A 21,334-nucleotide genomic window follows, 5' to 3' on the forward strand; every position below is an offset into this window, starting at 1 on the left:
TCCTCATCTTCCATATTCGCAACAACTTTTTGAAATATTTATTAGTCCATATTTCAAAATTATTGTTTTCCATTATTTTTTCTTGTATATTTTAAGTGAGGTGATTGCATTGAACGGCTTTGAAAGAGTAAAAGAAAAGAAAAAGCGTGCCATTAAAGAAGCAGCATTCGTATTATTTTCAGAACGTGGATTTAATGAAGTGAAAATAGAACATATCGCAAAAGAAGCAAACGTTTCTCAAGTTACAATTTATAATCATTTCGGAAGTAAAGATGCGTTATTTAGGGAGCTTATACAAGAATTTATCATATCTGAATTTCAATATTATAAAGAGCTTGCAGAAGAAAAATTACCTTTTCATGATATGATGCAAAAAATGATTGTAAGAAAAATGAATACTGGCGGATTATTTCAACCTGATATGTTACTACAAATGATGCAAAGGGACGAAGAACTCCGTAAGTTTATTTATAGTTATCAAAATGAAAAAACCCTACCCTGGTATTTAGAAATATTAGAACAAGCTCAGCGCAAAAACGAAATTAATCCACACCTTACTAAAGAAATGATGTTACTTTACATTCAAATGTTTACAAAATTAGGTGATGAATTTGGAGCACAACTTCTTGAAGGAGATCGGGAAAAACATATAAAAGATATCGTTACGATGTTCTTTTATGGACTGTCCGTCCCAGAAAAATAATTGTTTCTAAAAAACAAATACAATCACCAAAAAGCCCTTTGGATATTTAAATCTCAAGGGCTTTTTCATATCAAATAAATAGCTAAAACTAACTTTATCTTAAAGAAGTTAAATGCTGCTTTATAGATAACACCTTATTATAGATTAACTCTTTTAGCATAACAGGCTGAATTGAAATAATCGTTTCACCGAAATTCAGAAAATAATTTGAAATAAAATCAGATTCTTGCTTGTTAAAATAGCCTGTTATAATGTAATTTTCATTTTCCTTTTGCAACCTCATGGAAGGGTAATTCTCTTTATCAAAAATGTCTTTTCCTTTTTGATTAACAATGACGCTAAAATCAATTGCATCAGACTTTCTGTGAAAGGTAGTAAGATAACTTAATAATTCTTCAAGATTTTTTGGATGAACATTGCTTGTTTCCACAATAGAAAGAATTTTATCACATCTAATTATTTGAACATGATTTGTCTCAAAATTAAAGATTTTAGCATACCACTGGCCAAATTTAGATTCTATTCGAATAAATTGGGCAACCAATGCTTTCTCCTCACCTTTTTTTAAATATGTTAAATGATAAACTTGCTCAGCAAAAATTCCCTGTAAAATTTCTTTTAAGAACGGACTAAAATTACTATGATTTGTTACTTCAAAGGAAAGCGTTCGTTCCATAATTGAAATATTTTTACTCACATTATCAGGTAATACATGTTTAAATTTATTTTCAAGCGCAATACTTTCTACATTAAATGGTTTTGTCTTGTATCCATTTAGCGTAAGAATTGAAAAGTATAACGCATACATTTCATCCACACTAAAATAAATTGGCGATAACACACTATTTTCTATAATTTTATAACTTCCATTTCTACCTAATTCAGAATATATGGGTACACCTATTTCTTCCAATGATTGAATATCTCGCAACGCAGTACTTTTAGAAATATCATATCTAGCCATTAAATCTTTTAAATTAAAATATCTTTTATTATTTAAGAAAATAAGCATGTCATTTATTCGTTCAGTTTTTTTCATATTTCCCTCCCAAAAAGGTATCATGTATTGAAACCTTTTTAATCTATATTATAATTATCAACTAATAAAGGAGTTATATATTTATGACATTAGAGATAGCTATTTTTCTTTCAATGAACGGGCAAGCAAAGGAGGCGATTAACTTTTATACACGTAATTTAAAAGCCAAAAAATTAATGATTGTTACGTATGAAGAACTGGCGAAAAGAGATAGTTCTTTTAAAATTACAAGTGAAAATAAAGATCATATTGCTCACTCTGTTTTACAAATTGGGAATACAAAGCTAATGATAGCAGAAGATACAATGAAGCATAATGAACGTTATAACGTTGGAAATAACATGTCACTTTGCATTCAAAGCGCTAATTTAGAAGAAATACAACGGTTTTATAATAATTTAATTTCCGATAAGCATGTGAAAATAATCTCTCCGCTAGAAAAAAATATATTTAGTGAAGCATATGGTATTATTGAAGATCCTTATGGCATACAAATCCAATTAATGTATGATAAACGACTAAACTAATTAATTAATCATATTCACATATTCCTAATAAAAAAGACACGAATTTCGTGTCTTTTTATTTTATAGAAATGACTCTAGCCTTTTCACTACTTTCAATCGCTAATTGAATCATTTTAATAACATCTAAACCTTCTTTTGCTGTTACAGGTAGTTCCTCACCATTTAATATACTATCTCGTACACCTTTATAATAATTGTCATAACAACCGACTTCTGTTGGAATACGCTCTAAGCTGTCTTCTGTTTCTAAAGTAGCAAAATTCTCTTCATCGTCTACTCCATAACCGTTATCACCTGGCTTCATTCCATTTTTTAATTGCTCTTCCTGCGAATCCATACCGTACTTCACGATAGAACCTTTCTCTCCATGCACTATAAAATGTGGTCCAGCTTTTTTCACATAACTGCTACTACGTAAAATGACACGTTTAACTCCGTAATGAAGTACTATGTGGAAATAATCATCCACCTCTGCACCTGGTCGTTGTTTTATTACATCTGCACTTATCGCATCTGGTTTCCCGAATATTGATAACGCTTGGTCAATTAAATGCGATCCTAAATCGTATAATATACCGGAGCCTGGTAGATTTTTTTCTCTCCATCGATCACGTACATGTGGACGGAAACGATCAAAATTCGATTCATATGCGTATACATTCCCTACTCTGTTTTCTCCTAACAATTTCTTAATTGTTAAGAAATCATTATCAAAACGACGATTATGATATACGCTTAACATTACATTATGCTGCTCTGCTAATGAAATAAGCTCTTCCCCTTCTTCAATTGAGACAACAAATGGTTTTTCTACAACAACATGCTTACCTTTTAAAATTGCTTCTTTTACATATGGAAAATGAGTTGTATTAGGTGATGTAATAACAACTAAGTCAACATCAGCTCGCTTCACCAATTCATCAATTGTACTAACAACATTAGCGTTTGGTAATGTGTCTTTTACTACCTCTTCTTTTGAGGATAATACAGCACGAATATCATATTCTTCTATTGTTTGTAATAGTGGGATATGAAATGTCGTACTAGAAAAACCAAATCCTACAATCCCTACACCTATTTTTTTCATGTTGCCCCTCCATTTGTGCCGCTTTAACGAGCAGTAAGATTCCTAACCCAAAATTCAGTGAAAGCTAAGGAATTAGGTGAGGAATCAACTGCTTGTTAAAGCCCGATTAGTTGAACTTTATGAGAACGATTTCATTCAGTTATTATAACAAGATTATTATTATTTACATAATAAATTGCCTAGAAAAAAGCATCTTGCTACTATTCATAGCAAGATGCCCTCTTTATTCTGGTCTTTTCTTCGTCCACGTTTCTACTACTTCACCAGTATCATTAACATCTAGCACAAGGCTACCATTACTATACCGGTCTTTATTTCGATACGCTTTCGGATCAATTTCTTCTACAATGTTTTTCTCTGTCTTCATGTAAACTAATTCATCGTCCCGAACGATTTCAATACCGACAATGCGGTACGGATTACGTTTTAATTCTTTGAAAATAACAAGACCTCGCTTCGCCCTCGTTGATTTCTCAATTTCTGATGCTTTTAGGCGTTTTACAGCACCGCGCTGTGTTACGAGAATAAGTTGATCTTTGTCACCATTTAACGGTTTACCAGAAGCGACATAGTCATCTTCTTTTAAATTAATTGCTTTCACTCCAGCAGCTCTTACACCGACTGGACTTACTTCCTCTTCATGGAAAATAAGTGCATATGCACCGTGTGTAGCAAGAACAATATCACTCGTTCCATCTGTCGCAAATATATCGACAACTTCATCATCTTTTTTCAAGTTTACAGCAACGAATGCCCTTGAATAACGCTGAACTTTATATTGATTTAATTCTGTTTTCTTTATCATACCATTTCGTGTTACAAATACGATAAATCGTTTTTCTTCCTCAAAGTTCGGTACAACCGTTGCCCAAATGATTGTTTCATCCCGGTCGAGTGAAACGATATTAGCAACGTGCTGACCTAAATCTTTCCAACGAATATCTGGCATTTCGTATACTGGCAGATATATATAGTTTCCTTTATTCGTAAATAAGAGGACTGTCTCTGTCGTATTCGTATCGAATCGTTCAAGTAAGATGTCACCCTCTTTCATACCGAAGTCTTTGCCGTTTGAGGCATTATGTGAGCGCCATCCAGTACGTTTCACATATCCTTCTTTCGTTACAGTAACGATGACATCTTCTTGTGGGATCATCACTTCTACATCGATTTTAATTTCCTCGATTTGATCTTCAATAATCGCGCGTCGATCATCACTATACGTTTTCTTAACTCTCTTTAAATCAGTTTTAATTACTTGAAGTAATCTTTTTTCACTTTGTAAAATTGCCTGTAGCTCAATAATTTTCTTATTAAGCTCATCTGCTTCTTCTTGTAACGCCGTAATGTCTGTATTCGTTAAGCGATATAATTGCAAGGAAACAATTGCTTCTGCCTGTGCTTCTGTAAAGCCAAATTTTGCACTTAAATTATCTTTCGCGTTACGTTTATCTTTTGAAGCTCGAATTGTCTCAATTACTTGGTCTAAAATCGATAATGCTTTCTTTAAACCTTCTACAATATGTTGACGATTTTCTGCTTTTCTTAATTCATATTGCGAACGTCTCGTAATAACCTCTTTTTGATGTCCAATATAAGCATCTAAAATTTTCGGTAATGTCATAAGTGTTGGACGACGATTATTGATCGCTACCATATTAAAGTTATATGGAATTTGCAAATCTGTATTTTTATATAAATAATTTAAAATACCTTCGGCGTTTGCTTCTTTCTTTAATTCAACAACAATTCGTAAACCAGTACGATCTGTCTCATCACGCACTTCAGCAATACCATCTAACTTTTTATCTAGACGTAATTCATCCATTTTCTTTACAAGGTTTGCCTTATTCACTTCGTAAGGAATTTCAGTGATTACAATTTGTTGTTTCCCACCACGCACTGTTTCAACTTCTGCTTTTCCGCGAATAATAATTTTACCTTTACCTGTTTCATACGCCTTTTTAATACCATCAATCCCCTGAATAATACCGCCTGTTGGGAAATCTGGTCCTTTCATAACTGTTAATAAATCATCAACAGTACTATTTGGCTTATCAATACGCATCATTGTAGCATCAATAACTTCTCCAAGATGATGCGGAGGAATTTCTGTTGCATAACCAGCGGAAATCCCTGTAGATCCGTTCACTAATAAATTCGGGAACGCTGCTGGTAATACAACTGGTTCTTCACTCGTATCATCAAAGTTTGATACGAATTCTACTGTTTCTTTATCAAGATCACGTAATAACTCAGATGCAATTGGTGATAAACGAGCTTCCGTATAACGCATTGCTGCTGCTGGATCCCCGTCAACACTACCGTTATTACCATGCATTTCAACTAAAACATTACGTACTTTCCAAGTTTGGCTTAAACGTACCATCGCCTCATATACAGAGGAATCACCATGTGGATGATAATTACCAATAACGTTACCGACTGTTTTAGCTGACTTACGGAACGCTTTATCATGTACATTACCTTCTACATACATAGAATATAAAATACGTCTTTGTACTGGCTTTAAGCCGTCACGCGCATCTGGAAGTGCACGATCTTGAATAATATATTTACTATAACGTGCAAAGCGATCACCTAACACGTCTTCAAGCGGGAGGTCATGAAACTTCTCTGCTTGCATGTTATTCCACCTCCGTCTCCATAATCATTTCATTTTCTAAAATATTTCCTTCTTCTTGCATACCAAACTGTACATTACGTTCAATCCATTTACGGCGCGGTTCTACTTTATCGCCCATTAACGTTGTAACGCGGCGCTCTGCCCTAGCTGCATCATCAATTTTCACGCGAATTAATGTACGCGTTTCAGGATTCATTGTTGTTTCCCATAATTGATCCGCATTCATTTCACCAAGTCCTTTATAACGTTGTAACATATAGCCTTTTCCAACTTTTTTCGTTACACCGTCTAATTCCTCATCTGACCAAGCGTATTCAATTACCTCACTCTTACCTTTTCCTTTACTTACTTTGTATAAAGGGGGAAGTGCGATAAATACTTTACCAGCTTCGATAAGTGGCTTCATATATCTGTAGAAGAACGTTAATAACAATACTTGAATATGAGCCCCATCCGTATCGGCATCGGTCATAATTACAACTTTATCGTAGTTAATATCTTCAACATCAAATTCATTTCCTACACCGCCGCCAATCGCATAAATGATTGTATTAATCTCTTCATTCTTAAAGATATCAGCAAGCTTTGCTTTTTCTGTATTAATTACTTTACCACGTAACGGTAATACGGCCTGGAAACGTCGGTCTCGTCCTTGTTTTGCAGAACCACCGGCAGAGTCACCCTCTACTAGGTATAGTTCATTTTTTTGCGGGTTACGTGATTGTGCAGGTGTTAATTTCCCGCTTAACGTACCTTCTGATTTTTTCTTTTTCTTACCACTACGCGCTTCTTCTCTTGCTTTACGGGCTGCTTCACGTGCTTGTGCTGCTTTAATTGCTTTTCTCACAAGAAGTGTAGCTACATCAGGATTTTCTTCTAAAAAGTATGCTAAATGCTCAGATACAATGGCATCAATTGAAGAACGCGCTTCACTTGTACCTAGTTTCCCCTTCGTTTGCCCTTCAAACTGAAGCACTTCTTCTGGTACACGTACCGAAACGATAGCCGCTACACCTTCACGAATATCTGTACCTTCTAAGTTTTTATCTTTTTCTTTTAATAGTGCTACTTTACGAGCATACTCGTTAAACACACGCGTCATCGCTGTTTTAAATCCAGCTTCGTGTGTTCCACCATCTTTTGTACGTACGTTATTTACAAACGATAAAATGTTTTCTGAGTAGCCATCGTTAAATTGAAATGCTAGTTCTGCTTCAATTCCATTTTGTTCACCAGTGAAATATACAACTGGATGAATGGAATCTTTTTCTTCGTTTAAATAGGAAACGAAAGCTTCAATTCCCGTTTCATAATGAAATACATCCTCTAAATCATTTCGTTCATCTTTTATTGAGATTTTCATCCCTTTTAATAAGAATGCAGATTCACGTAATCTCTCACATAATGTTTCATAATTATAATTTGTTGTGCTGAAAATCGTTGTATCTGGTTTGAAATGCATCGTAGTACCAGACTCTTTCGTCTTCCCGATTTTCTCAAGCGTCGTTACAGGAACACCGCCATTTTCAAAGCGTTGTTCGTAAATATTTCCGTCACGCTTAATCGTTACGACTAACCATTCTGATAAGGCGTTTACAACCGATGCCCCAACACCGTGTAAACCACCACTCGTTTTGTAACCACCTTGACCAAACTTACCACCGGCATGAAGTACAGTTAAAATAACTTCAGGTGTAGGTTTCCCAAGTTTATGCATTCCCGTAGGCATTCCTCGCCCTTTATCTATAACGCTAATACTATTATCTTTATGTATTACGACTGAAATTTCGTCGCCAAATCCCGCTAACGCTTCGTCAACGGAGTTATCTACTATTTCATATACTAAATGATGCAATCCACGGCTGTCCGTGCTCCCGATATACATACCCGGGCGTTTTCGAACGGCTTCAAGTCCTTCTAACACTTGAATCGCATCTTCATTATATTGGAACTGATGCTTCGCCAAACTCCTTGCCCCTTTCCTAATCCAAAATCAGAACATATGTTTCTATTATAGAATAACGCCTCGACTATCGTTTTGGCAAGTTATCTTATCTCTTTTATATACCATTTTCAATAGAAAAATCCTTGTTTTCTCACAAGGATTCCTCTAGGCTACTATTTCAGAAAAATAATCGTTTGTCAACGAGAAATGGATATGTATTCCAAGATTACACATTCCAAACCTTTATTATGATCCAAATGATCAAGATCCAAAATGGGATTACAAGTAACAATCCCCAAAAACAGCCTTTAAAAAATCTCATGATGAACACCTCGTTCATCGGCCCTACTTATCTATAATGAGGGCTGAATCAATCTTTCTACCTTTAAATCTATACTATTTTGTCATCGCATGTTCTACTTTAATACAACGATCCATTATTACAGTATAGTCTTTTTCTTTTAAAAGTTTATATGTATCCTCATCTTGTACTCCTAATTGTGCCCAAAAAACATCTGCATCAATCTCTACAAATTCTTTTGCAACATCCATTAAAAACTCTGAGCGACGAAATACATTTACAATGTCAACGTGTTCCTTAATATCCTTTAGTGAAGAAACTGCCTTTTCTCCGAGCACCTCATCTACTGTTGGATTAACTGGAATAATGCGGTATCCAGCATCTTGCATTGCTTTTGAAACCATATACGATGTACGTTCTGGCTTATCTGATAATCCAACAACCGCAATTGTTTTGCTTTTCTTTAACACTTCACCAATTTCCGTACGAGTTGGGTTTTCAATTGTCATAATTAATCCCTCCTATTCCTTTAGTATAGCCGATAAAGAAAGTCTCTTTCAATATGAAAGAGACTTTCTTTTATTTCGATTATTGATTCTTTGTAGCTGAATTATCTGCTAAAGTAGCCGATTTCGTCATTTTTTGACCGTTACGGTAGAATGTAACTTCTACTTTCTCGCCTACTTTTTTCTTTTCATATAAATATTTACGGAATTGAAGAGCATTCTCTACTTTTTGATTATCTAATGCTACTACAATATCATATTGCTCTAAACCAGCTTTTTCAGCTGGTGATATTGGGTAAATTTTACCTAATACAACGCCGTTTGTTACTTCTTTCGGTACTTTCAATTGATTGACTGCATAAGCTTGCACATCTTCTAGTGAAACAACACCTACTCCAAGAGCTGGACGTTTTACTACTCCATCTTTTTCAAGAGATTCAATAACTGGTTTTGCGATGTTAATTGGAATAGCAAATCCAATTCCTTCAACTTCTTGTTGTGCAATTTTACTTGAATTAATCCCAATTATTTCACCATTTTGGTTAAATAATGCACCACCACTATTACCTGGATTAATCGCTGCATCCGTTTGAATAACTTGTGCTTGCCAATCTGGTCGTTTATCCCCATCAATATCAACCGGAATTTCGCGTTCTTTACTACTGATTATACCTTCCGTTACACTTCCATCAAATCCAAGTGGATTACCGATTGCAATGGCTTTTTCACCCGCACGAAGTTTACTTGAATCACCTAAAGTGGCAACTTTATTTACATTAGATCCATCAATTTCAACAACCGCTAAGTCTAACCAAGGGTCCTTACCAACTAATTTCGCATCAACTTGCTTTCCGTCGCTCAGCTTCACAGCAAGTTTATTTGCTCCATCTACTACGTGGTTGTTTGTTACAATATATGCTTTATTTCCTGCTTTTTTATAAATAACACCTGATCCTGAACCGGCTTGTTGTTCTTGACCTGTCGGTTGCATTGCAAATGGATCAACACTTTGTTGCATATTAATAACACCTACAACAACATCTTTCGCCCCTTCAATCATACCAGGTAAATCAGTTTCATTTTTCGCTTTATTTACAACAGGAACTACAGTACCTTCTACTTTTGAATCCGAACTAAATGATGATACTGGCGCTCCATTATTTTGAGCCCATGGCATATATGGTGCTGCAAAACTAATCGAAACCGCTCCGACTACAGCTCCCACTAAACCTGTGAAGAAATAGCCTTTTTTACTACCTGATTTTCTCACTTCTCTCGTTTCACTATGCTCTTCATTTAAATTTGGTCCGTCGTAATAGCCCATGTTTTATTTCCCCTCTCTGGTGAATTCGTATTTTCAGTATAGTCACGTTTTGTGTCCTTCTTGTGAACTCATCGTGAAATCCAATTAAAAAAATACACTTATCTAACATTGTAGACAAAAAAAGTATTTTTTGTACATTTTACCTTCAAAAGAGAGTATAAAATTACCATTTCCCTAGGCTAAATTACACAAATCGTTCTAGATTATTCTTCAAATTTATAACCAACTCGAATAACAGTACCGATATGCTTTGCTTTATCTCCTAGCTTATTTCGAAGTTTTTTAATATGGGTATCAACCGTTCGGTCATCACCGTAATAGTCATATCCCCATAACTGGTCTAATAAATGTTGACGTGATAACACAATTCCTTTGTTCTCCATTAAATACACAAGAAGTTCAAATTCTTTATGTGTCAATATAATTTCTTCTCCATCTACTAAAACAGTTCTAGATAGACGATTCACTTCTATTCCAGCTAAAGACATAGCATTTTCTTCCGCTACTCCTACCGCACCATCCGCACGTTTCAATAACGTCTTTGCACGAGCTACTAATACTTTCGGGCTAAATGGTTTCGTTACATACTCGTCTGCACCTAATTCGAAACCTAGCAATGTATCATCCTCATCCGAACGTGCTGTCAACATAATAATTGGTACTGCTGATTCTTTTCTAATTCTTCTACAAACAGACCATCCATCTATTTCCGGTAACATAATATCTAACATAATTAAATCAATTTCATGCTCTGCAAATAACTCTAGCGCTTTTTTTCCATCTTCTGCTTCGATTACTTCAAAGCCTTCATTACGAAAATAATCACTAACAATTTCACGTAATCTTCTTTCATCTTCAACAAGCAATACCGTTTTGTTCATATAATCTATCCCGCCTTTTTACTCTTTCAATCGAATAATACGTTGATTGGAGCTTCCGCGAAATGGAAGTGTTAAATCTTTTTCCTCAATTTCAAACCTTCCATCGACTAAAACATCCCCATAATGTAACAACTCTATCATATCATTATTTTGAGAACTCTGTATCTCTTCTAACGTATAACCTGTATACATCCATAGGTTTTTTTTCAAATCTTTCACGATTTTTGCTACCTTTTTCACTTCAGCAGCTTGAAAAAATGGATCTCCACCTGAAAATGTTACATCAGTTAATGGATTACTTGCAATCTCTTTCACAATTTCTTCTACTGTCATTTCCGTTCCGTTGCAAATATTCCACGATTTCGGATTATGGCAACCAACGCAACGATGCGGACAGCCCGCAAAAAACACGACTGTCCGCAATCCTTCTCCATCTACTACACTATCATGAATAATATTCATCACTTTCATTTATGTTTCACCCGATCTATCTCTTCACTACGTTTCGCACTATTCCACTTTGACATATCTCCTACAAGATAGCCTGTTATACGGCGAATTCTTTCTATATTAGCCTCATCTTCATTCCCGCAACTTGGACATTCATTCCCAATAACCCCGTGATAACTACAGCACTTACAACGGTCAACAGGATGATTAATTGAACCGTATCCAACGCCATGTTCTGCCATGGCTTGTACAATTTGTTTTAATGCCTTTTTGTTATGCATTGCTGCTCCGTCTAGTTCAATATAAGTAATGTGTCCTCCATTACAGAGAGCATGGAACGGGCCTTCTAAACGGATTTTATTTATCGCTTGAATGTTATAATAAACTGGAATATGGAATGAATTCGTATAGTAATTATGGTTCGTTATGCCGCCAATCACGCCAAATTCTTCTCTATCTTTTTTCACAAACTTCCCTGATAATCCTTCTGCTGGAGTTGCAATTACTGAGAAATTCAGTTGATGTTCTTCTGTCGCTTTATCCATTCTATCTCTCATAAAGGAAATAATTTCATACCCAAGTTTCCATGATTCTTCATCTTCCCCATGATGCTTTCCTGTTAAAGCTACTAAACATTCCGCAAGACCGATAAAACCAATACTTAACGTCCCTTGTTTTAAAATCGAGGCTACGGAGTCTTCAGGCTGCAACGTTTCTCCACCACGCCATACACCTTGTGAATATAAAAACTGAAAATCTCTTGCTCGCTTCGTACATTGATACGCATATCTTTCTAATAGCTGCTTAATTCCTAAATCTAAATAATAGTTTAGCGCTTCAAAAAACGCTTCTTTTGAACCACTAATTAACGCTAATTTCACTAAATTAATAGACGTAAATGATAAATTCCCTCTACCAATCGCTGTTTCTTCTCCATGTATATTAGACATAACACGGGTACGACATCCCATGTAACATACTTCACTTTCTGGTCTTCCATCATAATGCACTGCATTAAACGGAGCATCTAAAAATGAAAAGTTAGGGAATAATCGCTCTGCGGTTGTCTCTAATGCTAATTCAAATAAATCGTAGTTCGGATCACTTTCTTCAAAATTCACACCTTTTTTCATCTTGAAAATTTGAATCGGAAAAATCGGTGTCTCTCCTTTACCAAGTCCAGCTTGTGTCGCTTTTAAAAGTTGTTTAATTAACATTCTTCCTTCTTTTGATGTATCTGTTCCGTAATTAATAGAAATAAACGGTACTTGTCCTCCGCCCCTACTATGCATACTATTCGAATTATGAACGAAAGCCTCACACGCTTGATACGTATCATTTTCCGTTTCTTTCCATGCAAATTCTTCTATTTGTTCTTTCGTAAGCGGATATGATTGTAATCGTTTTTTATGTCTCTCAATTGTTTTTCGTACATAAGGTGCTAAATCAATATCAAAGAGTGCAAACGATTGACCACCATGCTGCATATTTTGATTCGCTTGAAAAATAATAGACGAAAGAGCCAATGCACTTTTAATGTCTTGCGGTTGTCTCATATGTCCATGTCCAGTATGAAAACCGTTAGCAAGCATTTGCGCTAACGGAATTTGTGAACAAGTCGTCGTTCCTGTTGCATAAAAATCTAAATCATGTGGATATAATATATTTTCATTTATCGCTTTTTTCACTTGATCTGACAATAAATTCTCAACAGCATAATATTTTGCACTCTCAGATGCGAACGTTCCCATTACGCCCATTGGAGAGCGGCCGTCTACATTTGCATTTTCTTGCATCAAATCTTGTTCATTGCCGTGGACTATTGTCTCAAACACTTTCATTAATTCTTCTTCTCCACGTGTATTATTTTGTAACATTTATAACCCTCCACCAATATGTTGTTATCTTTTGATTAAAATGTTACTACATATAGTCTTACTGTTTCTGTGAGAAATGTAACATTACTGTGAAATTTTTTTCACGAAATAATGAATTTTTCATTTACAAAAAAGAAATGTGCTCTTTACAAATGTATGGTACAATATACGGGAAAAACTCTTTTTACCCTTTATCAACACATTTGAATAAAGGAGACTGAACTTATGGTTACTACATATCTTTTATTTATCGTTGCCTACTTACTTGGCTCGATTCCATTTGCACTAGTTGTTGGAAAAATCGGCTACGGAATCGATATTCGTGAGCACGGGAGCGGTAATCTAGGCGGAACAAACACATTCCGCACATTAGGGAAAAAAGCAGGTTTTACCGTTACAATTGCTGACATTTTAAAAGGGACATTAGCAACAAGTCTACCAATGATTTTCGGATTAGATATTCATCCACTATGGTTCGGGTTAGCGGCTGTTCTTGGACATGTCTATCCAATCTTCGCGAAATTCCGCGGTGGTAAAGCAGTTGCAACTTCTGCTGGGGTGCTATTATGCTTTTCACCAGTTGTTTTTGCAATATTGGCTGTTGTATTTTTCACCCTTTTATTTACAACAAGATACGTATCACTTTCTTCTATGGTAACAGCAGTTGTTGCTGTTATTGCATCCATTGTTAGCGGGGATAAAATCTTCATTATTGCGATGTGTTTATTAGCAGGTATGGTTATTTATAAACACCGTGCAAATATCGGACGAATTATAAATAAAACTGAACCAAAAGCAAACTTTTCAAAAAAGCAAAAATAAGATCGTAACCCACATAACGCAAAAAGAAAACGTGAAGCATATTAATAGCGTCTTTTTGCGTTATTTTTTATACTAAAGAAAAAGCAACATAATTTGGAGGAACTATACATGAATCTTTCCGTAACAAAAGAAGCAGCACAATGGTATAAAAATGAATTAAACTTACAATCAAATGAAACACTACGCTTTTTCGTACAATACGGTGGTTGCAGTACTGTGCAAAAAGGACTTTCTTTAGGTATTCGTAAAGATGACCCTGCACATCCTGCTGTTCAAATTCAAGAAGAAGGTATTAACTTCTTTATTGAAGGCGATGATGAATGGTTCTTCGATGGACATAATTTATCTGTTACACTTAACGAAGGTGACGACTTCCCACAATTTAATTATGAAAAATAAAAAAACGTGGCTTCTGCCACGCTTTTTATTTTTTCTTAATTTCCTCATATTTCGCATACCACTCAGGATATAACTTTTTAAATGATACAGGGCGGAACCCTTCTTTTTTCGCACAAATATTCGTCGTACTTGCAGTAATACAAAGTTCACCATCACCATTATATATTTCATATCCATATACAACGCGAAGTGGGCTCACAGTATCTACCCATGTTTTTACGATTGCTTTTTCTCCGTAACGCATCGCTTTACGGTATGAAATTTGTAAATCTAACACAGGAGAAATAATTCCTTCTTTCTCCATTTCAACATATGAAAAACCTAAATCTTGTATAAGTTTCGTGCGACCTAACTCAAGCCACACTAAGTAGTTTGAATGGTAAACAACACCCATTTGATCTGTTTCCGCATAACGGATTTCAACTTCATGTTCTGCTACAAACATATGTATATTCGCCTTCTTTCACTTCTGCTACCTTGCATACATTTAATCATAATACAGTAACATCAAAAATAAAATAAAAACAGTGAATCTTTTACTGAAAGGAGCCAGCATATGATTCAAATTGTAACTGTTCGTAGTGGTGATAGCGTATATAGCTTGGCATCAAAATATGGATCAACACCTGACGAAATAGTAAAAGACAATGGATTAAATCCAGCTGAAACGCTCGTGGTTGGTCAGGCACTTATCGTTAATACGAAAGGGAATAATTATTATGTACAGCCTGGTGACAGCCTATATCGAATTTCTCAAACATATAATGTCCCCCTCGCTAGTTTAGCTAAAGTTAATAATTTATCTTTAAAATCTATTCTCCATGTCGGACAACAATTATACGTACCAAAAGGTACAAAACGAGCTGTAGAATCCATCGCTTATTTACAACCTTCCACTATACCGATTAAAGAGAGTTTAGTTAATGCTACACGTGCCATCAATCCATTTTTAACATACTTAGCTTATTTTAGTTTTGAGGCAAAAAGAGATGGCACATTAAAAGAACCTACTGAAACAGCTAAAATCGCTAATATTGCAACGCAGGGTAAAACAATCCCTATGCTCGTTATTACAAATATTGAAAATGGTAATTTCAGTGCCGATCTAACATCGGTTATTTTACGCGACGCAACGATTCAAAACAAATTTATTACAAACATTTTGCAAACAGCTGAGAAATATGGCATGCGAGACATTCATTTCGATTTCGAGAGTGTAGCACCTGAAGACCGCGAAGCGTATAATCGTTTTTTACGAAATGTAAAAACACGCTTACCTAGCGGGTACACATTGAGCACAACTCTCGTACCGAAAACAAGTTCAAATCAAAAGGGAAAATTTTTCGAAGCTCACGATTATAAAGCGCAAGGGCAAATTGTTGATTTCGTCGTCATTATGACATATGACTGGGGATGGCAGGGCGGGCCACCGATGGCAATTTCTCCTATCGGTCCGGTGAAAGAAGTACTTCAATATGCAAAATCTCAAATGCCTCCCCAAAAAATTATGATGGGGCAAAATTTATACGGGTTTGATTGGAAGCTTCCATTTAAACAAGGAAATCCACCCGCAAAAGCAATTAGCTCTGTCGCAGCTGTTGCACTAGCTCGTAAATATAATGTCCCTATTCGTTATGATTTCACAGCCCAAGCTCCTCATTTTAATTATTTTGATGAAAACGGCGTGCAACACGAAGTTTGGTTTGAAGATTCACGGTCTGTTCAAAGTAAATTCAATTTAATGAAAGAACAAGGTATAGGTGGTATTAGTTACTGGAAAATCGGTTTACCATTCCCACAAAATTGGCGTTTACTCGTTGAAAATTTTACAATTACGAAAAAGGGCTGACAAAAGTCAGCCCTTTTTGTACATTTTGTTAAGATTCATCTTTGATTTCACTTTTTAATGAGTCAATACTTTCTAAACGTCTTTGATTTTTTGCTTCAATAGCAGCACGATCTTTTTCATTAGAAAGTTCCGCTGTTTCTTTTGCTTCATTAAAGTTATCAACTGTATTTTGCACCATTTCTTGTAACTTTTCAGCGTTATCACTTCGATTATCTGGATTTGGCATGTACTTCCCTCCTAATATTGTATATACACACCATCTTAAATTACCTATCTTTCCTCAAATTTATACATAAAAAAGGAGAATGTAATATTCTCCTTTTCTTTAACCATTATCAACAATCGGTTGTTTACCTGTTTGATCTTGCATTTGCTTTCCTTTATTTCCACCAGCTTTTTTCGATTGTGTTCCAATATGATTTGGTGCAAAGTCTTTTGAATTTTTTTTCGGATTACCCATTACTATCGCCTCCTTAACACTAGTATCGTACTAGTGTTAAGAATTATTCAGCTTGCTTAAAAAGTTTCATTTCATAACGTTTTTCAATGCGCTCTTCAATGCGATCAATTGCATCACGATCGCTTAATAATTGTTGTTTATTTTCATTTACAAGTTCTTCAAACGATTTACGGCGACTTCTTCTCATGTTGTTCACCCTCTCTCCTTCGCTTTCTTATTACATAGTATGAGCAAACAAAAAACTCTTTAATCAGATTTGCAAGAAAATTTTATGTTTTAGTACTCCTAAAAAAACTCCGTGTACAATATATTGCACACGGAGTTTTTTATACCATAATATTTAAATACTCTTTCAACTTTTCATCTGCATTCATTTCATTTTCTTTATAATCATGAAGCGCCTGTAATACAAAATCATACTGCTCTAAAATATAACTTTCTAATTTCATAACATCCTCTAAGCTATTAAGCATAATTCTCGTATTACCAACTTCACTTTTTAACGCCGGTTCACATTTTAAACTTGTACATATTTCTTTCACATCTTCTTCTAATATCTCTGTTAATACATATTTCTTTCGTCCTTTTACCTTTAATCTCATAACTGGATAAAAAGCTTTTATATCTAAATAACTTCCTACGTTCATACAACGTAGCCATTCTACATTACGTTTATTACATGCAAGTATTTCTTTCACCGCTTCACATACCGCAGTTTCATCAAGCATAGCCTTATTTACTTTTCGTTTCCCTTCTTCTTCAATAGCTGCACACTTTTGATAAACAGCAGCACACGTAATGCAATCGTCAAATGCATTATGAGAGCTTAAACGAATTCCAAGCATTCGTTTTAACGTTTCAAGTTTATGATTAGGCGCATGCTTCATGTATTTCTTCGCTAAAAATACAGTATCAATTACTTTATTTTTAGGTTCAGGCAACCCAAGCATATTTACATTACTTTTCAAAAAGCGCATATCAAAAGAAGCATTATGAGCCACAATAACATTTGTATGTAAAAATGCTAAAAATAAAGGTAACACTTCTTCAATCGTCGGTGCATCTGAAACGCGATAATTGGTAATACCTGTTAAACTCGTTATTCGGTCCGGAATTGGCCGCTCTGGATTCACGTATGAAACAAATTGATCTACCAGTTCATGATTACGATATTTCACCGCTGCAACTTGAATAATTTTATCATTATAAGGGTTAAATCCTGTTGTTTCAAAATCAATTACAACATAATCTAACGGTAAGGATACATTCCCCACTCCATACACTCCTTTATCTCTAAACGTTTATATTTCTTACATCATATCATGAAGTTATTACTACTTGAAAAAGAAAAGGCAGAAATGGGAACTCTCCACCTCTACCTTTTTACCATTATTTTAATTTAGCAACCCTTTTCTCCATCTCTTTTTGCGTCATCGGCCCAATAAACTTATCTTGAATGACACCTTTTGTATCTATAAAATACGAAGTTGGAATCGTAATTACTTTATACGCTGTTGTCACATCAATGTTCTTGTCCAATAAAACAGGAAAAGTAATTCCTTTTTCTTCAATAAAATTGCTTACCTTTTCTTCCCCCCCACCTTTTTCTGAAGGCGTATAATTGATTGCTAAAATTTCTACGTTTTCTTTATGTTCTTTATAGAAAGCCTCCATATCAGGCATTTCTTGCTGACATGGTCCACACCACGTAGCCCAAAAGTTTAAAATTACTTTCTTTCCTTTTAAATCCGATAACTTTACATTTGTCCCATCTAACTTAGTTAATTCAAAGTCTGGTGCGCTCTTCCCTATCTCAATACCATTCCTTGCGATAATCTCTTTCATCACAGCTTCACTTTTTTCTTGCTTCACTTTTACCGCCTGCTCTTTATTACCAAACTGTTCATAAGCTGCATATCCCGCTAAACAAAGTAACACTACAATAATCGTAAGCTTCCGCCACATTTTATATCACCCTAACGTATTATCTTCTTTTAACACATTCATCAAAATACTATATATCTTATTTTAGCTTATACGGACAAGCTTGGAAATATTCACATTCTAAATAATCAGAATTTTTATAACTGTGATGAAATATTTACCTTTCCATCATATAATTAGAAATAAATAGAATATTTTACAATGAAAGGAGCTCTCATGAATTTATTTGAAAAAATACTTCTATATATTCTTAGTTTTATATTTTCCCCAATCGGAATTATCACATGGATTATCTCACTATTTAGTAAAGACCCTGAAAAAAAACAAGTTGGACGTATTTGTCTCTATATCGCATTAATCTCATTTATCCTTTGGGCAGGCCTCGGCATTATTACTTTTTTCACGATGACTACCATTACTACTATAGAATAGTTATAGAAAGGATGATTATTTTGGGAGAACACCCTATCACCAAAGAGCTACGCTATATACGAATATGCTTAGTTATTTTAGTAATCGTTCTTTTATTTTTCAACAGTGAAAAAGTCGTTGAAATTTCTACAAATCATGATTCCATAGAAAATGTTCCCACCAGTAATATGACACAAATTGCGGAAAATACATTCGCTATTCAAGAATATAATCCATTACTAAGTAGCGAACATACAATTAAGATTTTCAAATATAATCCAGATACAAATCAACTTACTCTCGTCAAAGAAGTTAATTCTAGTGATCCGAATTCTTATACTTATCAACTTAATGAGAACGAATAAAGTGAAACTTTAATCAGCCCTCACCAATCGGGCTGCCCGGCAAATAGCTGAATAAAGATAAGGGCATTACATATCTCTTATCTTTTTGTTTGCAACTCTTTGTACAATGAGTTGCAATTTAATAATTCTCTAGGATTCCCACATTCCACAATAGTCCCATTCTTTATGACAACAACACAATCTGCTATCATCGCTCTCTCTACATCATGTGTTGCCACAATTCTCGTTACATCTCTTCCTATCCCTTCAATCATATTCCAAACCAGTTCTTGATTGCCTGGATCTAACCCAGCCGTCGGTTCATCTAAAATAATAAGAGTTGGATTTGATACAATCGCTCGCAATAATGCGAGACGTTTTCTTTCGCCTCCTGAAAGCTCTTCACCGCTTTTATGTAGCACAGTTTGACTCCCTTCAGGTAACCCTCTAATAATCGGCGTTACATTTATAAGTTCACTATTTTTTTCTAACTGATTTTCTAAACACTCTTCCCCGAAATACATATTCTCTGTTACCGTCGTTCGGAAAAAACGTGGTTCTTGCCACACTGTAGTCATTCGAGCCTTTTGACCATAATAAACAACACTACCGTTAGATGGTTTATACAAGCCCGTTATTAACTTTAAAAGCGTTGTTTTTCCTGCACCGCTTTCTCCCACAATAATAACGAGTTCACCAGGACGAATTTGCAAATCAATATTATGAATTCTGCATTTCTCTTCGTCATTCTCCTGAAATGAAACATTTGTTATCCTGATACCCATCGCTCTTTCTACATTGTTATCTGCTGCTCGTTTATTTAAAAAGCAAAAAGTTCTATTTGCCGAAGCGACTGCAACTTGTGTCATTATTAATAAATCGCCTACATAACGGACAGGGAAAAAGAGCATCTCAATTGTCGCTAACACTGCAATGAGTGAACCAACTTCTATTTCTCCCCTCATTATTTTTTGTGCACCTATAATGAGAACAAGGATATATGCTCCTGTTTCAATCACCGTTCCAACTACTCCAATACAATGTTGCATCATCGTCTTCTTTACTTCCGATTTATACGATTGTGCCGTTACTCTTTTAAATAAGCGAATTGCCCATTTTTCTTTTTGTAAACTCCGCAAATCTTGTATTCCCTTTACAAACTGTGACACCATCTCTACAACACTTGAGTGATTTTTTTGAGCAACGCTTGCGATATTTCTTACCTTTTCCCCAAACAACATCGGAACCGTTGCACTTAAAAATAAAAACGGAGTTATCCACAATATGAACTGTATATCTATATGTTGTAGTGCTATGAACGCACCTATAAATTGCGCAATGGCATGTATATATTCTATTAATATAGAGCCATATAACCTGACCCAGTTCGGAATATCAGACACGACCAAAGTTTCTAACTCTCCTTGCTTAATCTTCTCACTCTCTTCAAACGGTAATGAGAAATAGTGACGCAATAATTCTATACGTTTCGTTTGTAATATACGTTGACTCGCTTTTGAACTTATATAATCAAATAAAAGATTGTTCGCCCACATTAAAAAGCGACTACCCGCAAACAAAGCTATATATAAATACGCACCTTTTAGCTCTCTTTGAATAAGATTGTCTACAATTAATCCCATGAAAATTGGGCGTGATAAATTTAAAATGGCAGCAATTATCCCACTACATACAGCTGCTATTACTAATATTTTTTCTTTCTGTAACGGTAACAAAATTCTTTTATATTCTTTCATGACGTTTCCTCCATTTTTTCACAGTAAAAAGAAAGGGATGAAACCAAATGGTTTCATCCCT

23 protein-coding genes are annotated in these 21,334 nt (G+C 35.0%); 7 read left to right on the top strand and 16 right to left on the bottom strand.

Translation table 11 applies throughout. The annotated features are described in order from the left end of the window. The first annotated feature begins 100 nt into the window (after nucleotides 1-100). Nucleotides 101-703, top strand: coding sequence for a helix-turn-helix domain-containing protein (locus V7S45_RS17580; RefSeq protein WP_342761442.1), 603 nt, complete (start codon nucleotides 101-103; stop codon nucleotides 701-703). 94 nt (nucleotides 704-797) lie between these two features. On the opposite strand, the gene V7S45_RS17585 is transcribed toward V7S45_RS17580, so the two are convergent. Beyond that, complete coding sequence (locus V7S45_RS17585; protein WP_002041615.1) at nucleotides 798-1,766, bottom strand: WYL domain-containing protein; 969 nt, start codon at nucleotides 1,764-1,766, stop codon at nucleotides 798-800. Nucleotides 1,767-1,825: 59 nt separating this feature from the next. Between V7S45_RS17585 and V7S45_RS17590 the strand changes: the two genes are divergently transcribed. Continuing rightward, nucleotides 1,826-2,269 carry a VOC family protein gene (locus tag V7S45_RS17590; RefSeq protein ID WP_025687662.1) on the top strand — a complete coding sequence of 148 codons (444 nt, stop codon included), beginning with the start codon at nucleotides 1,826-1,828 and terminating at the stop codon, nucleotides 2,267-2,269. 55 nt (nucleotides 2,270-2,324) lie between these two features. Here the strand turns inward: V7S45_RS17590 and V7S45_RS17595 are convergent, their stop codons facing one another. The 8 genes from V7S45_RS17595 to V7S45_RS17630 form a co-directional block, all read right to left on the bottom strand. Further along, nucleotides 2,325-3,356, bottom strand: coding sequence for an oxidoreductase (locus V7S45_RS17595; protein ID WP_342761443.1), 1,032 nt, complete (start codon nucleotides 3,354-3,356; stop codon nucleotides 2,325-2,327). A gap of 223 nt (nucleotides 3,357-3,579) precedes the next feature. Beyond that, on the bottom strand, nucleotides 3,580-6,003 hold the full coding sequence (parC, locus tag V7S45_RS17600) for a DNA topoisomerase IV subunit A (protein ID WP_001147464.1): 2,424 nt from the start codon (nucleotides 6,001-6,003) through the stop codon (nucleotides 3,580-3,582). A gap of 1 nt (nucleotide 6,004) precedes the next feature. Further along, nucleotides 6,005-7,969, bottom strand: a complete 1,965-nt coding sequence (gene parE, locus V7S45_RS17605; protein ID WP_001062202.1) for a DNA topoisomerase IV subunit B — start codon at nucleotides 7,967-7,969, stop codon at nucleotides 6,005-6,007. 375 nt (nucleotides 7,970-8,344) lie between these two features. Then, complete coding sequence (locus V7S45_RS17610; RefSeq protein ID WP_000151390.1) at nucleotides 8,345-8,758, bottom strand: CoA-binding protein; 414 nt, start codon at nucleotides 8,756-8,758, stop codon at nucleotides 8,345-8,347. Nucleotides 8,759-8,837: 79 nt separating this feature from the next. Beyond that, nucleotides 8,838-10,079 (bottom strand): trypsin-like peptidase domain-containing protein, encoded by a 1,242-nt coding sequence (locus V7S45_RS17615; RefSeq protein ID WP_000542646.1) that lies wholly within the window; start codon nucleotides 10,077-10,079, stop codon nucleotides 8,838-8,840. A gap of 203 nt (nucleotides 10,080-10,282) precedes the next feature. Then, nucleotides 10,283-10,960 carry a response regulator transcription factor gene (locus V7S45_RS17620; RefSeq protein WP_001044679.1) on the bottom strand — a complete coding sequence of 226 codons (678 nt, stop codon included), beginning with the start codon at nucleotides 10,958-10,960 and terminating at the stop codon, nucleotides 10,283-10,285. 18 nt (nucleotides 10,961-10,978) lie between these two features. Continuing rightward, the gene (nrdG, locus tag V7S45_RS17625; protein ID WP_000867076.1) at nucleotides 10,979-11,431 is read right to left on the bottom strand and encodes an anaerobic ribonucleoside-triphosphate reductase activating protein; all 453 of its coding nucleotides are present in this window, start codon (nucleotides 11,429-11,431) and stop codon (nucleotides 10,979-10,981) included. Beyond that, on the bottom strand, nucleotides 11,428-13,287 hold the full coding sequence (locus tag V7S45_RS17630; RefSeq protein ID WP_000940069.1) for an anaerobic ribonucleoside triphosphate reductase: 1,860 nt from the start codon (nucleotides 13,285-13,287) through the stop codon (nucleotides 11,428-11,430). The genes nrdG and V7S45_RS17630 overlap by 4 nt, the downstream gene beginning before the upstream one ends. A gap of 225 nt (nucleotides 13,288-13,512) precedes the next feature. Between V7S45_RS17630 and plsY the strand changes: the two genes are divergently transcribed. Both plsY and V7S45_RS17640 read left to right on the top strand, forming a co-directional pair. Then, nucleotides 13,513-14,109 carry a glycerol-3-phosphate 1-O-acyltransferase PlsY gene (gene plsY, locus V7S45_RS17635; protein ID WP_342761444.1) on the top strand — a complete coding sequence of 199 codons (597 nt, stop codon included), beginning with the start codon at nucleotides 13,513-13,515 and terminating at the stop codon, nucleotides 14,107-14,109. A 108-nt stretch (nucleotides 14,110-14,217) separates the two neighbouring features. Continuing rightward, nucleotides 14,218-14,508 carry a HesB/YadR/YfhF family protein gene (locus tag V7S45_RS17640; protein ID WP_001054453.1) on the top strand — a complete coding sequence of 97 codons (291 nt, stop codon included), beginning with the start codon at nucleotides 14,218-14,220 and terminating at the stop codon, nucleotides 14,506-14,508. A gap of 25 nt (nucleotides 14,509-14,533) precedes the next feature. Here V7S45_RS17640 and V7S45_RS17645 read toward each other — a convergent pair whose 3' ends face one another. Further along, nucleotides 14,534-14,953, bottom strand: coding sequence for a thioesterase family protein (locus V7S45_RS17645; protein ID WP_000495812.1), 420 nt, complete (start codon nucleotides 14,951-14,953; stop codon nucleotides 14,534-14,536). Nucleotides 14,954-15,064: 111 nt separating this feature from the next. Between V7S45_RS17645 and V7S45_RS17650 the strand changes: the two genes are divergently transcribed. After that, nucleotides 15,065-16,357: a glycosyl hydrolase family 18 protein gene (locus tag V7S45_RS17650; protein WP_000614855.1), complete on the top strand. Its 1,293-nt coding sequence runs from the start codon at nucleotides 15,065-15,067 to the stop codon at nucleotides 16,355-16,357. Nucleotides 16,358-16,385: 28 nt separating this feature from the next. Here the strand turns inward: V7S45_RS17650 and tlp are convergent, their stop codons facing one another. The 5 genes from tlp to V7S45_RS17675 form a co-directional block, all read right to left on the bottom strand. Then, on the bottom strand, nucleotides 16,386-16,583 hold the full coding sequence (gene tlp / locus V7S45_RS17655; RefSeq protein ID WP_001133511.1) for a small acid-soluble spore protein Tlp: 198 nt from the start codon (nucleotides 16,581-16,583) through the stop codon (nucleotides 16,386-16,388). A 99-nt stretch (nucleotides 16,584-16,682) separates the two neighbouring features. Next, on the bottom strand, nucleotides 16,683-16,817 hold the full coding sequence (gene sspN, locus V7S45_RS17660; RefSeq protein ID WP_000527987.1) for an acid-soluble spore protein SspN: 135 nt from the start codon (nucleotides 16,815-16,817) through the stop codon (nucleotides 16,683-16,685). Nucleotides 16,818-16,860: 43 nt separating this feature from the next. Continuing rightward, nucleotides 16,861-17,004, bottom strand: a complete 144-nt coding sequence (locus V7S45_RS17665; RefSeq protein ID WP_001254699.1) for an FbpB family small basic protein — start codon at nucleotides 17,002-17,004, stop codon at nucleotides 16,861-16,863. Nucleotides 17,005-17,143: 139 nt separating this feature from the next. Then, nucleotides 17,144-18,091 (bottom strand): 3'-5' exonuclease, encoded by a 948-nt coding sequence (locus V7S45_RS17670; protein ID WP_342761445.1) that lies wholly within the window; start codon nucleotides 18,089-18,091, stop codon nucleotides 17,144-17,146. Nucleotides 18,092-18,206: 115 nt separating this feature from the next. Beyond that, a complete protein-coding gene (locus tag V7S45_RS17675; RefSeq protein WP_025687658.1) occupies nucleotides 18,207-18,782 on the bottom strand; it encodes a redoxin domain-containing protein in 576 nt (191 codons plus the stop codon). A gap of 195 nt (nucleotides 18,783-18,977) precedes the next feature. Between V7S45_RS17675 and V7S45_RS17680 the strand changes: the two genes are divergently transcribed. Beyond that, on the top strand, nucleotides 18,978-19,193 hold the full coding sequence (locus V7S45_RS17680; RefSeq protein WP_001047912.1) for a hypothetical protein: 216 nt from the start codon (nucleotides 18,978-18,980) through the stop codon (nucleotides 19,191-19,193). A gap of 11 nt (nucleotides 19,194-19,204) precedes the next feature. Then, nucleotides 19,205-19,537 (top strand): YmzC family protein, encoded by a 333-nt coding sequence (locus V7S45_RS17685; RefSeq protein WP_074555548.1) that lies wholly within the window; start codon nucleotides 19,205-19,207, stop codon nucleotides 19,535-19,537. 77 nt (nucleotides 19,538-19,614) lie between these two features. On the opposite strand, the gene V7S45_RS17690 is transcribed toward V7S45_RS17685, so the two are convergent. Beyond that, nucleotides 19,615-21,273, bottom strand: coding sequence for an ABC transporter ATP-binding protein (locus V7S45_RS17690; RefSeq protein WP_242278532.1), 1,659 nt, complete (start codon nucleotides 21,271-21,273; stop codon nucleotides 19,615-19,617). Between the last annotated feature and the right edge of the window lie 61 nt (nucleotides 21,274-21,334).

It is taken from the genome of Bacillus sp. BR3(2024) (assembly GCF_039134555.1).
In the GTDB taxonomy this organism is placed as follows: Bacteria; Bacillota; Bacilli; order Bacillales; family Bacillaceae_G; genus Bacillus_A; species Bacillus_A cereus.